This is a genomic window from Bacillus sp. TH19, assembly GCF_016651075.1.
Lineage (GTDB): Bacteria > Bacillota > Bacilli > Bacillales > Bacillaceae_G > Bacillus_A > Bacillus_A mycoides.
Genome location: NZ_JAEKEO010000007.1, coordinates 1,786,644 through 1,799,374, shown reverse-complemented (window position 1 = coordinate 1,799,374; position 12,731 = coordinate 1,786,644). Strand labels below are relative to the sequence as shown.

Below are 12,731 nucleotides of genomic sequence, written 5' to 3'. Positions count from 1 at the left end.
TACTCCGAATATTACTTCTCTTCTTGAGAAGAGTATATCGTATATAAGAAAAAATATACATTCTCATTGTATCTATCGCAATTTTCATTGTCAAGCGTTGTCTACTTTTACTTTCTTTACCTTAAGCCCTGAATCTTATATGGATTTAAAAAACAGACAGCATATTATCCTGGAAAACCTTAGAAAATCCCAATTCATTCACTTAAAATATATGAATATTCCCCTTTACACATAGCCTTTTGGATAGAATAAATATTTTATCTCCAGCTATATATAACGCTTTCATAGTGGATTAAAAAATAAAAGACACGGGACCGTGTCTTTTATTTTTTAATCTTGACGAGTTGAATCTTCCGTGTCTTCAACACCAGAGTTTTCACCAATTCCGTGATGTTCACGAACAAAGAAGGCAATTTCTTCTCTTAAATCCGTATTCTCTTTTAAGAATTGCTTCGAATTTTCACGACCTTGTCCTAAGCGTTCTTCATTATAAGAGTACCAAGCACCGCTCTTTTGAACGATATCAAGTTCAGAAGCCATATCTAAGATTTCACCTTCTCTTGAAATACCTTCTCCGTACATAATATCAACTTCAGCAACACGGAATGGCGGTGCTACTTTATTTTTAACTACTTTTACTTTCGTTTTATTACCAACAATATCGTTACCTTGCTTTAACTGCTCAGCACGACGTACTTCAAGACGGACAGTTGAATAGAATTTCAACGCACGACCACCTGGAGTTGTTTCTGGGTTCCCGAACATAACCCCAACTTTTTCACGAATTTGGTTGATAAAGATTGCGATTGTTTTTGATTTGTTGATTGCACCTGAAAGTTTACGAAGTGCTTGTGACATTAAACGTGCTTGTAAACCAACGTGAGAGTCACCCATGTCCCCTTCGATCTCAGCTTTCGGTACAAGAGCTGCCACAGAGTCAATTACGATAATATCAACCGCTCCACTTCGTACAAGTGCTTCTGCGATTTCTAGTCCTTGCTCCCCTGTATCAGGCTGTGATAATAGTAATTCATCTATGTTAACACCTAATTTTTGTGCATATACAGGATCCATTGCATGCTCCGCATCAATGAACGCTGCTTGTCCACCTTGACGCTGTACTTCCGCGATTGCGTGTAATGAAACTGTTGTTTTACCTGAACTTTCAGGTCCATAAATTTCAATAACACGGCCACGTGGGTATCCGCCTACCCCTAGTGCCACATCAAGTGCTAAAGAACCACTTGAAATTGTAGAAATTCTACGCTCCGCTTGTTCTCCTAATTTCATAATTGAACCTTTACCGAATTGCTTCTCTATTTGTTTTAACGCCATATCTAATGCCGCTTGACGATCGCTCATTCAAAATTCCTCCTTAACTAAATTGCTAATCTTATTATACCTATTTTCAATTCAATTTGCCAACAAAAATCGAACATTTATTCGATTTTTTTATTTTATATCGAATAAAACTAGGTTTTCCAACAAAAAAAACTAGAAGAAATTTATATCTCTTCTAGCTTTTTAAATAAATGATAAAATCCATATTTTGTAGAGCGTTCTCTAATTTGTTGACGACTTCCACTTAAATTAAGCGAGAAGACTACAGCTGGTTCATCTTTAATCACCAATCCAATAAATACTGTTCCTGGTTCTTTATGCTCTGAAGCATCCGGTCCTGCCACCCCAGTGAAACTAATTCCGATATCTGCTTTTAACAGTTCCTTTACATTTTCAGCAAGATAGCGAGCACACTGTTTACTAACCGCGCCATCAGTACGTAACACTTCTTCAGGTACATGTAAAATTTGTTGCTTCACATCATTTTGATAACAAATGACACCGCCTTTAAATACAGACGAAACACCAGCATTTTCTGTTACTTGATTTCCAAAAAGACCACCTGTTAAACTTTCTGCACACGCTAAAGTTAACCCTTTTTCCTTCAATAGCCTTATTGCCTTGTAATGAAGGAAATCTTGGTCATATCCGTAGAAAAATTCTCCTACTCTTTCTAAAATCAAATCTTCCACATGCTGAATCAGTTTCTCCGCCTCATCAGCATCATGATGTTTGGCAGTTAAACGTAATGTCACTTCTCCATCATTTGCAAGTGGTGCAATGGTTGGGTTCGTTTGTCCATCAATTAAATCTTGAACTTTCACCTCTAATTGAGATTCCCCAATACCAAAAAAACGAAGAACACGAGAATAAATATTTTCCCCCGTTGTAAACTTACATAAAAAAGGCTCTACGTAACTTATATACATCGGCTTCATTTCTTTTGGTGGTCCTGGTAATAAAATATACACTTTTCCATTCGTATTTAATCCCATACCAGGCGCCATACCGTGATTATTCGCAAATACAGTCGATCCATTTAAAACGAGCGCCTGCTTTTTATTATTCTCCGTAAATTCACGGCCTGTACGCTTAAAATAATCGCTTATCGATGTTAATGCCTTTTCATCATACACAAGCTCTTCATCTAAACTAGACGCTATTGTTTCTTTCGTTAAATCATCTTTTGTCGGTCCTAATCCACCTGTAAAAATGAGCATATCAGCTCGTTCTTCAGCCAATTCAATTGCCTTCTGTAATCGCTTGTTATTATCCCCAACAACAGTATGGTAGTACACGTTAATTCCGATTGAAGCTAACTTTTCAGATAAAAACTGGGCATTTGTATTTGCAATTTGTCCAAGTAATAATTCCGTTCCAACCGCAATAATTTCAGCATTCATCCCAATTCCCCCATAAACTTCTATTTTGAGTTTACAAAAGCATCTTTATTTTTCCAGAAATAATCCCATCCTGAAATAACGGTAAAGAATAATGCAATCCATATGAAAATATCTGCAACTGGAATATGAAGTAGATTTAACGGTACATCATGTAATAAGTATGCTGCAATTGCAATAATTTGTGTCCATGTCTTAATTTTCCCTAGCTGATTTGCTGCAACTACTTCCCCTGTCCCAGCAAGTACAAGGCGTAAACCTGTTACTGCAAACTCACGGCTTATAATTACAATAACGATCCAAGCAGGTACATATTGCATTTCTACCAATGTGATAAGTGCTGCCGAAACAAGTAATTTATCTGCTAACGGGTCAAGGAATTTCCCTAAATTCGTTACAAGATTATACTTTCTTGCATAATGTCCATCAATCCAATCTGTAGCCGAAGCAATAATAAAGATAAGTGCCCCTACTAAATGTTGAATTGGTAACTCTACATCACCAATTATAAATGAGCCCCACTCAAAGGGCGCTAACATAATTACCATAAAAATTGGAATTAAGAAGATTCTAGATATTGTAATTTTATTTGGTAAATTCACAGCTATTCCTCCATCATGTCAAAAACATTTGTTCATTGAAAAAAGTCATCGAAGCGATGACTGTTATTGCGCAGCTTGCCCTATCCCTTGGTTTTTTATCACCAATCTTTGGTGATATTCTTTTGCTGGATCTAATGGGAAAGTAACCACTTGGCCATTCAGTTTAATTTCAACATTCGGTGCACTTCCAATATTAAGCCGCACTTCTTTTACTGTTGATAAATCACGTTTTTCTGTTTGACCACTTTGTACTGTAGTGTTTAGAATTTCGTTACCCGCATCATCTTTAACATCTACATAGCTTGCACCCTTCGCTGAAATTTCCAGTTCTAATGTTTTATTATTATGAATTTCCAAAGTAGATACCTTACCACTCGTTCCAACTACCTTCACTTCTTGTTGTCCAGTTGGTTGCGCTGGTTGCTCTTCTTTCTTTGGTTCTTCTTTTTTTGGTTCTTCTTTTTTTGGTTCTTCCGCTTTCGCTTCATCTTTCTTCGTATCTAACGGAGAATTTTTTGCTTTTTGAACCTCAATTTTCTCACTTTGAGCATTTTGAACTTGCCTATCATCTTTTCCAGTTAACGCTTGAATAACAAACCAGACTACCACTCCAAATGCGATTACTAACAACGCAATCAAAATTTTGGGCATATGATCCGCAATTGGCCATGATGAAGATTTTTGCATTGTTTCTTGTGTTTTTTGTCCAGTTGATACTTGTGGAACTTCACGTTTTTCAGACTGTGGTATCGTACTCTGATATTCCACAAGCAGTTCCTCTCCATTTAATCCAACAGCATCTGCATATTGTTTAATGAATGCACGCGCATAAAAAGCTCCTGGCAACACATCATAATTGCCTTCTTCAATCGCTACTAAATGGCGTTTTTGAATTTTTGTAATCTCATGCAGCTGATCAATAGATAAGCCTTTCGCTTCTCTTGCTTCTGTCAGCTTTTGTCCTAATTCCGTCACTACTAACACCTCAATATTTCTTTAAAAGTCGAACATAGAGAAATTGTTTTGCGTACCTTGCTCAATTTCATCTACTAAATTATATTGAATTTCTTCATCATAATCGTTACGCAATTCGATAATATAATCAAAATCATCCAATGTGTATTCTGACTGACTCACAAACACATCCGGATGTTCCACAACTTTCGTTGCAGGCAATCTCATGATTTCACGAACGAGCTGCCAGTGTCTTTCATTTGCACGCTTTGTCGACACAATTCCATCTAGTATGAAAATATTATCGTCGCTATACTCATCTTCAATCAATTGGCTACGAACAGTTTGCTTAATGAGAGTAGATGATACGAATAACCATCTCTTATTTGCACAAACACTTGCGGCAACAATAGATTCTGTTTTTCCGACACGAGGCATTCCTCGTATCCCAATTAATTTATGACCTTCTTTTTTCATTATCTCCGCCATAAAGTCTACAAGCAATCCTAATTCATCACGCACAAATCGAAATGTTTTCTTATCATCTGCATCTCGTTGTATGTACCTACCATGTCTAACTGCTAGCTTATCTCTAAGCTTTGGCGGACGATATTTCGTTACCGTTATATTATCCATCGTATTTAAAATTGATTCAAGTCTAGAGATTTGCTCTTGATTATCACACATAAGCAAAAGTCCACGTCGTGCATTATCTACACCATTAATTGTGACAATATTGATGCCAAGCATACCGATTAACGAAGAAACGTCACCAAGTAAGCCAGGTCGGTTTTTATGTATTTCATATTCAAAATACCATTCAATCATCCAAGATCACTCCCCTACGCTTACTTTACACCTACGTACTATATTATATGATTTCACCTTAATAGGGAAGCTAAATGTATAATCTATTCCTCCTAATTACTATACAAAAAAAGTAGAGAGGAGAAGCTCCTCTCTACTTTTACTTATGTTGTACAAACTTCACCATTAAATTTGCAATTGTATGTTGCTCTTGTTCATCAGCAACTTTCCAAAGCTCAGACAATAATTTTTCTTGATCGTTGCGCGCTTCTACTTCATTTGCTAAATAATCACCAACACGAAATGCCATATCTGATACGGCACCACCATCAAGCCCTTTTCCCCCCGCTTGTTCTAAACGTTCTCCTAAAAAGCTCTTCCACTGATCAAAATTATCTAACACTGACATGTTTAAGCACCTCACTATTTTAGTAATAGAATCATGCTTAATTTGTACAATTTCTTGTTTTTTATGTAAGAATTTTTAGCAATGCCAACCGCCATTCACTCCGATAATTTGCCCCGTAATATAAGAAGCTCCTGGCGAAACGAGGAATGATACTGTTTTTGCTACCTCTTCGGGTAGTCCTATTCTACCTAATGGAATATCTTCAGCAATTTCATTTTTATCATCTTCTGAAAATACATTTAACATTTCTGTTTCGATCGCACCTGGCGCTACCGCATTAACGCGCAATCCACTTAGAGAAACTTCTTTCGCTAAAGCCTTCACATATGAATTTTGTGCACCTTTCACCATTGAGTACAGCACCTCACAAGACGCTCCTATTTGCCCCCAAATGGATGAAATAACAACAACATTACCACTTCTCCGCCCGATCATCGGTGGAAGCGCCATCGATAAAAGTCTATATACACTCTTCACTTGAAGCTCCACCATATAATCTAATTCTTCATTCGTAACATCCGTTACTAATCCAAATATACTCTTTCCAGCTGCGTATACAATAACATCAATAGGATGTTCGATTTGTCCCCACAATTTCTCTGCTCCATCGATAGAAGCTAAATTTGCTTGCACAGGAATCACTGCATCAAACTCCTTTTGTAACCCCCTTATCTTCTCTTCGCTTTTATTGTAATGAATATAGACTGTATAACCATCCTCGATTAACTGCTTCGAAATAGCAGAGCCAATCCCTCCGCTTCCTCCAGTTACTAATGCATACTTTTTCATAAATTCCCTCTCTTATCTTTTTATATATAAATAATACCCTCATCTTATCATTTGGCAATAACCAAACGTTAGATGAGGGATATAGATACTGCGTTTTTTATTCACATATTACTTCATTTTTTTGGTAACACTTGGCAGACACTCATTTTCTCTTCAATTAATAATGTTTTTGCTGCTTGTTGTAGGTCTTGAACAGTTAATCCTTCTAACACTGTAAGAGCATCAAATAAACTAGATTCATTAAACGCATATCGTGTAAACTGATTTGCAATATATTCAGGTGAATTCAACGATCGTAAAAATCCGCCAATTTTCTTTTTCTTCACCCGTTCCAGCGCATTCTCATCTAACTGATCATAATTCGTTTGTAGTAAAATACCTTTTAATCGCTCTGCCAATTCATCAGGGTGCTTCGTATCTCCACCAACCATTGCAAAACCGAAGTTATTTTCTTCTGTATAGTCATACGAGAACGAATCATCAATAAGACCTTCATTATATAAAGATTCGTAATGAACTGACCCTTTTCCAAATAAATAATCTAAAAGTAATGTAAGTGCAATTTCTTGTTTTAACAGAGCTTGCCCTTTTTCTTTTAAATTCGTTGCCTTAATACCAACTAAACATTTTGGAGTTTGAACAGGCATTGAAATAATCTTTTTCTTTTCATTTACTTCTTCTGGCTCCTCTTCAAAAGAGCGAACGATTTCTGGTTGATTTTCGTAATCTTTTTTCGCTTGATTTTCACGAACTAAATCCATTGTTTTTTCAGGATCAATCGCTCCAACAACAAATAATAACATGTTGCTCGGATGGTAAAAAGTCTCATAACATTCATACAGTAGGTCTTTTGTAATTTTACTAATAGACTCAATCGTCCCTGCAATATCAATTTTAATTGGATGTTTCACAAACAAACTATCGATTAACCCAAAGTATAAACGCCAGTCTGGGTTATCTTGGTACATTTGAATTTCTTGACCGATAATACCTTTTTCTTTTTCAACCGTTTTTTCAGAGAAATACGGTTCTTGTACAAAGTCTAACAACGTATTTAAATTTCTCTCCACATTTGATGTACAGGAAAAGAGATAAGCGGTTCTTGTAAAAGATGTAAAAGCGTTCGCTGAAGCACCTTGTTTACTAAACAATTGAAACGCGTCATGGTCCTCTTTTTCAAACAATTTATGCTCAAGGAAATGAGCAATTCCATCTGGTACACGAGTCATGTCTTCTTTTCCAAGCGGTACAAATGTATTATCAACAGAACCGTACTTCGTCGTAAATGTTGCAAATGTTTTGTTGAAGCCTTGTTTCGGTAAGATATATACGTCTAATCCATTCGGAAGTTTTTCATAATATAGCGTCTCTTTTAATTGCTCATACACAATTTTCTCCATTTATTCTCCCTCCGTTCCATGTAAAAAGTAAATTGTATCTAGTTCAATATTATTAGCAACTTTCACAATCTCTTCTTTCGTCACGCTTTCTATGCCCGTTAGCCATTCTTCAACTGGACGCGTACGCTCTGAAATCACCCCGTGATAAAGCATTTCAACAAAACCACGTGGTGTATCAATTGCCTCTAAGATTTGATTTTGAATTACACTTTTCGTTTGCTGAATCTCTTCCTCTGAAAAATCACCGCTTTGCATTGCTTTCATCTGTTCTTTAATAATTTCAACAGCTTTTTCAAAGTTCTTCGCTTCAATTCCAGACATAACGAAGAGCAAACCTTTATGACTTTCAAATCTCGATGCTGCATAGTACGCTAAACTATTTTTTTCACGGACATTTACGAATAACTTCGAATGAGAAAACCCTCCAAATAATCCGTTAAACAATTGTAATGCAAAATAATCTTCATCTTTATACGTAATGAATGTGCGATAGCCGATATTTAATTTACTTTGCTTTAGTTCTTGTTTTTCAACAATTTCTTTTTCTTCATTATTTCGTTTATGAAGAAGTACATTTCTCTCTTTCATAGCGCGAGGTGAGATCGAAAAATACTTATTTACAAGCTTCACAGCATCTTCTGAAATATCACCAATGATATATAAATCCATTTCATCTTCAGCTAACACTTTTTGATAATATTGATACAAACTTTCATTTGTAATAGAAGTAACACTTTCTTTTTTTCCATTTGCACTTAAGCGATATGGTTCTACTTTGCACATTTCTGCAATTAAACGCTCATTTGCATAACGCATTTTATCATCATAAGTAGCTTCAATTCGTTGCAAGAGTGCTCGTTTCTCACTTTCTACAATAGAAGATAGAAAACCGTCCCCTTCTGTTGCTGGATGTAAAACAATATCAGATAACATAGAAAGTGCTTTTTCAAATAACGGTGGTGCATCGCGTAAATATGTTTCATTTGCAATGTCTACATAAATAGAGATGATATGGTCTTCCCCTTTTTTACTTACATCTACCGCTAAAGAAGATCCATATAATTCTTCTAAATATTGACGAAGACGAATTACAGAAGGCAGTTTTTCTGTCGCACTTTGCAATACGTACGGCAATAGGGCACGCTCTGTCACCGTCTCCTCATTTAAAGGTGCTTTAAAACGAAATACAAAGGTATTTGTTTTAAATTTATCAGTCGGAATAATATGTACTCGCAAGCCACCTAATTCATGCAGTTGCTGTTCCATTAGTTTCATTAATAGCCCTCCTTTACGTATGTAGGAATATTCCTCTTCAATATACAGTTTTTAGAAATAAAAAATCAACTTTTCTTCCTTATTATGCTTACATTTGAGTCTTTCTAAAAACTTTAATATGTAAGGAACATAGTAAAATTCCGTATTAAATATATTCTATGTAAAAAAGCCCGCACTAATGTGCGAGCTTTTTTTATACTTTCTAAATAATCATCGTTTTCCTTTTTCATAAGGCGTTCCTAATGCTTTCGGAGCTTCAGATCGGCCTACAAAACCAACAAGTGCTAATATTGTAAATACATACGGTAATATCGTTAAGAATACACTTGGAATTTCTTTTAATATAGGAATTGTACCACCTGTTATCCCAAGTGATTGAGCAAATCCGAAGAACAATGCTGCTCCAAGAGCACCAAGTGGATTCCATTTACCAAAGATCATAGCTGCTAGTGCTAAGAAACCTTGTCCAGTAATTGTAGCACCTGAGAAGTTACCAGAAATCGACATTGCGAAGACCGCACCACCCACTCCTGCAAACATTCCAGATATACAAACTGCAATATAACGCATTTTATATACATTAATCCCCATCGTATCTGCTGCCATTGGATGTTCACCAACAGCACGTAGACGAAGACCGAACGGTGTTTTATAAATAATGTACCAAACAACAAATGCTAAAATAATGGCAATATACGATGTTAACGGTACGTTTGAGAAAAATATTTTTCCGATAACTGGAATATCTGATAGACCTGGGACATCGATTTTTTCAATACGGTATTGAATAAAATCTGTCTGCCCTTTATCAAAAATCTTCTTAATCGCAAATACTGTTAAACCAAGAGATAAGAAGTTAATCGCTACACCACTTACAACCTGATCAGCACGGAACGTAATAGATGCTACCGCGTGAAGTAATGCAAATAATCCACCACCAATTGCCGCAAATAGTAATGCAATCCATGGAGTCATCGTTCCCCAAGTATCACCCATTAATAAGGTTGTAACAATTCCAACAAATGCACCAAATAGCATTAGTCCTTCTAACGCAATATTTACAACACCTGATCGTTCACTAAATACACCACCTAATGCTGTAAAAATTAAAGGTGCTGATGTATATAACGTACCTGTCACAAGAATGGCTAATATATCTAAAAAGCTCATTTATTTCCCCTCCTTGCTCATGCGTGTAAGCGCCCATCTTAAAACATAACTACATGCAACAAAGAAGATAATACATGCAATAATTACGTTAATAAGTTCTGATGGTACATCTGCCTCAAAGTTCATTTGAGGGGAAGCACTTTTCAAACCACCAAATAACAATGCTGAAAGGATAATACCAAATGGATTATTTCCTCCAAGAAGCGCTACGGCAATTCCGTCAAATCCAATCCCTGTAAATGAAGACATTGCTGTCATGCTTTGGAATGTTCCTAACCCTTCCATTGCTCCACCAATCCCAGCAAATGCACCAGCAATTGTCATGGAGAATACTACATTACGAGAAACCTTCATACCTGCATATTGAGAAGCATGTTGATTAAATCCTACTGACTTTAATTCATAACCTAGAGTTGTTCGATCTAATAAGAACCACATTAAGATTGCTACTAAAATTGCAACAATAATTCCCCAGTGAAGACGTGAACCATCAGTTATTGCAGCTAACCAATCTGAAGATAAAGATGCACTCGCTTTAATATCGTATGTTTTATCATTGCCCTCATGTAAAAAGCGTTTAATTATGTCATACGTTACATATAACGCGATATAGTTCATCATTATTGTTACAATAACTTCATTAACCTTAAACTTCCCTTTTAAATAACCAGGAATAAAGCCCCATATTCCACCCACCATTGCTGCAAATAAAATAGATAATGGAATATGAAGAAACGCTGGTAGTGAGACCGCATAACCGAACCAAACTGCCGCAAGCCAACCAACTAATAGTTGACCCTCTACCCCGATATTAAATAAACCTGTACGAAATGCAAACGCCACCGATAATCCAGCAAGAATAAGTGGTATCATAGTGCGAAGTGTCTCACCAATCGCACTAGCACTGCCGAACATACCTGTCCAAAGCGCACTATAACCAACAATTGGATCATAGCCACTAACCAGCATTACAATCGCTCCAACAATTAAACCAAAAATAACGGATAGTACTGGGACTAAAATATTTATCGTTCGCTCTGTTAAAAGTTTTTTAGCCATTTGTACCCACCTGCTCTTTCTCTGTTCCTCCAGCCATTAGCAAACCAAGCTGTTGTTCATTTGTGCCTTTCGCATTCACAATTGCTACAATTTCCCCTTCATAGATAACCGCAACCCGATCACTCACATTTAAAATTTCTTCTAATTCTAAAGATAAAAGAAGAACCGCTTTCCCATTATCTCTCTGCTCGATTAATTTTTTATGAATAAATTCAATTGCACCTACATCTAAACCACGTGTTGGCTGTGCTGCAATTAATAAATCCGGATTACGATCTACTTCACGTGCAATAATAGCTTTCTGCTGATTCCCACCAGATAGAGCACGCGCTAATGTTTGTTCGCTAGGTGTACGTACATCGAACTGTTCAATAAGTGCCTTCGCTTTCCCTGTGATTTTGCTAAAGTTTAAAATCCCCTTCTTTGAAAATGGATTTTTATAGTACGTTTGCAAAACTATATTGTCTCTAACAGAAAAATCAAGAACTAGTCCGTGCTTATGACGATCTTCTGGAATATGACCAATTCCTTCTTCTGTAATTCTTCGAACAGGCCAATTCGTTATTTCTTTCCCTTTAATTGCAATAGAACCTGACTCAACTTTTCGTAAACCAGTAATTGCTTCTATTAATTCGCTTTGTCCATTTCCATCGATTCCTGCAATACCAACAATTTCCCCCGCACGAACAGTTAAGTCAAGGCCTTTTACAGCAGGCAGTTGGCGTGCATCGTGAACAACAAGATTTGCAATAGAAAGTACCTCTTCTTTGGGCGTAGCGTCTATTTTTTCTGTTTTAAAATTCACTTGACGTCCGACCATTAATTCTGCAAGTTTATGTTCATCCGTATTTGCAACGTCAACAGTTCCAATCCCTTTTCCTTTGCGAATAATTGTACAACGATCGCAAACTTCCATAATTTCTTTCAATTTATGAGTAATAAGAATGATAGATTTTCCTTCTTGCACAAGCTTTTTCATAATTTGAATCAATTCATGAATTTCTTGTGGTGTTAACACTGCAGTCGGTTCATCAAATATTAAAATTTCCGCTCCACGGTAAAGTGTTTTTAAAATTTCAACACGCTGTTGCATACCAACAGAAATATCCTGTATTTTCGCGTATGGATCTACAGCTAAACCATATTGTTCAGACAACTTTTGAATCTCTTTAGCAGCTTCTTCAACAGCTATTTTCCCTTTTTTCTTCGGTTCATTACCGAGAATGATATTCTCTGTAACTGTAAAATTATGAACAAGCATAAAATGTTGATGGACCATCCCAATACCAAGATCATTCGCAATATTCGGATTTGTAATTTTTACAGGCGTTCCTTTAATTTTAATTTCACCCTGTTCTGGCTGATACAAACCGAATAGTACATTCATCAATGTGGATTTCCCTGCACCATTTTCTCCAAGTAAAGCATGTATTTCTCCCTGTTTTACTTGCAGCGTAATATCATCATTCGCTACAATGCCTGGGAATACTTTCGTAATATTATTCATCTCAATTACGTATTCCAT

Annotated in this window: 12 protein-coding genes; all 12 read right to left on the bottom strand. The window is 36.3% G+C overall.

The window, feature by feature from the left end:
- Positions 1-330: 330 nt before the first annotated feature.
- Entirely contained in the window at positions 331-1,362 is a 1,032-nt protein-coding gene (gene recA, locus JFU54_RS13190) for a recombinase RecA (protein ID WP_002014599.1), read from the bottom strand.
- 143 nt (positions 1,363-1,505) lie between these two features.
- Positions 1,506-2,744 (bottom strand): competence/damage-inducible protein A, encoded by a 1,239-nt coding sequence (locus JFU54_RS13185; RefSeq protein ID WP_201064686.1) that lies wholly within the window; start codon positions 2,742-2,744, stop codon positions 1,506-1,508.
- A gap of 20 nt (positions 2,745-2,764) precedes the next feature.
- Complete coding sequence (gene pgsA, locus JFU54_RS13180; RefSeq protein ID WP_002014596.1) at positions 2,765-3,343, bottom strand: CDP-diacylglycerol--glycerol-3-phosphate 3-phosphatidyltransferase; 579 nt, start codon at positions 3,341-3,343, stop codon at positions 2,765-2,767.
- A gap of 63 nt (positions 3,344-3,406) precedes the next feature.
- Positions 3,407-4,318, bottom strand: a complete 912-nt coding sequence (locus JFU54_RS13175; protein ID WP_002142844.1) for a helix-turn-helix domain-containing protein — start codon at positions 4,316-4,318, stop codon at positions 3,407-3,409.
- A gap of 21 nt (positions 4,319-4,339) precedes the next feature.
- Entirely contained in the window at positions 4,340-5,125 is a 786-nt protein-coding gene (locus tag JFU54_RS13170; protein ID WP_000574107.1) for a DUF3388 domain-containing protein, read from the bottom strand.
- A 139-nt stretch (positions 5,126-5,264) separates the two neighbouring features.
- Positions 5,265-5,513 carry a DUF3243 domain-containing protein gene (locus JFU54_RS13165; protein ID WP_000114449.1) on the bottom strand — a complete coding sequence of 83 codons (249 nt, stop codon included), beginning with the start codon at positions 5,511-5,513 and terminating at the stop codon, positions 5,265-5,267.
- 75 nt (positions 5,514-5,588) lie between these two features.
- Positions 5,589-6,302, bottom strand: coding sequence for an elongation factor P 5-aminopentanone reductase (gene ymfI / locus JFU54_RS13160; protein WP_002014593.1), 714 nt, complete (start codon positions 6,300-6,302; stop codon positions 5,589-5,591).
- 113 nt (positions 6,303-6,415) lie between these two features.
- Positions 6,416-7,702 (bottom strand): EF-P 5-aminopentanol modification-associated protein YfmH, encoded by a 1,287-nt coding sequence (gene yfmH / locus JFU54_RS13155; protein WP_201064683.1) that lies wholly within the window; start codon positions 7,700-7,702, stop codon positions 6,416-6,418.
- Positions 7,703-8,977: an EF-P 5-aminopentanol modification-associated protein YfmF gene (yfmF, locus tag JFU54_RS13150; RefSeq protein WP_201064680.1), complete on the bottom strand. Its 1,275-nt coding sequence runs from the start codon at positions 8,975-8,977 to the stop codon at positions 7,703-7,705.
- 210 nt (positions 8,978-9,187) lie between these two features.
- On the bottom strand, positions 9,188-10,147 hold the full coding sequence (locus JFU54_RS13145; RefSeq protein WP_002033690.1) for an ABC transporter permease: 960 nt from the start codon (positions 10,145-10,147) through the stop codon (positions 9,188-9,190).
- The gene (locus JFU54_RS13140; protein ID WP_002190491.1) at positions 10,148-11,206 is read right to left on the bottom strand and encodes an ABC transporter permease; all 1,059 of its coding nucleotides are present in this window, start codon (positions 11,204-11,206) and stop codon (positions 10,148-10,150) included.
- The gene (locus JFU54_RS13135) at positions 11,199-12,731 is read right to left on the bottom strand and encodes an ABC transporter ATP-binding protein (RefSeq protein ID WP_098636008.1); all 1,533 of its coding nucleotides are present in this window, start codon (positions 12,729-12,731) and stop codon (positions 11,199-11,201) included. Before JFU54_RS13135 ends, JFU54_RS13140 begins: the two co-directional genes overlap by 8 nt.

Excerpts from the sequence above, each read along its gene's own strand:
- JFU54_RS13170 (WP_000574107.1), bottom strand. The coding sequence starts at position 5,125 with ATGATTGAATGGTATTTTGAATATGAAATACATAAAAACCGACCTGGC.
- JFU54_RS13140 (WP_002190491.1), bottom strand. The coding sequence starts at position 11,206 with ATGGCTAAAAAACTTTTAACAGAGCGAACGATAAATATTTTAGTCCCA.
- ymfI (WP_002014593.1), bottom strand. The coding sequence starts at position 6,302 with ATGAAAAAGTATGCATTAGTAACTGGAGGAAGCGGAGGGATTGGCTCT.
- JFU54_RS13165 (WP_000114449.1), bottom strand. The coding sequence starts at position 5,513 with ATGTCAGTGTTAGATAATTTTGATCAGTGGAAGAGCTTTTTAGGAGAA.
- recA (WP_002014599.1), bottom strand. The coding sequence starts at position 1,362 with ATGAGCGATCGTCAAGCGGCATTAGATATGGCGTTAAAACAAATAGAG.
- JFU54_RS13145 (WP_002033690.1), bottom strand. The coding sequence starts at position 10,147 with ATGAGCTTTTTAGATATATTAGCCATTCTTGTGACAGGTACGTTATAT.
- yfmF (WP_201064680.1), bottom strand. The coding sequence starts at position 8,977 with ATGAAACTAATGGAACAGCAACTGCATGAATTAGGTGGCTTGCGAGTA.
- JFU54_RS13185 (WP_201064686.1), bottom strand. The coding sequence starts at position 2,744 with ATGAATGCTGAAATTATTGCGGTTGGAACGGAATTATTACTTGGACAA.
- yfmH (WP_201064683.1), bottom strand. The coding sequence starts at position 7,702 with ATGGAGAAAATTGTGTATGAGCAATTAAAAGAGACGCTATATTATGAA.
- JFU54_RS13135 (WP_098636008.1), bottom strand. The coding sequence starts at position 12,731 with ATGGAATACGTAATTGAGATGAATAATATTACGAAAGTATTCCCAGGC.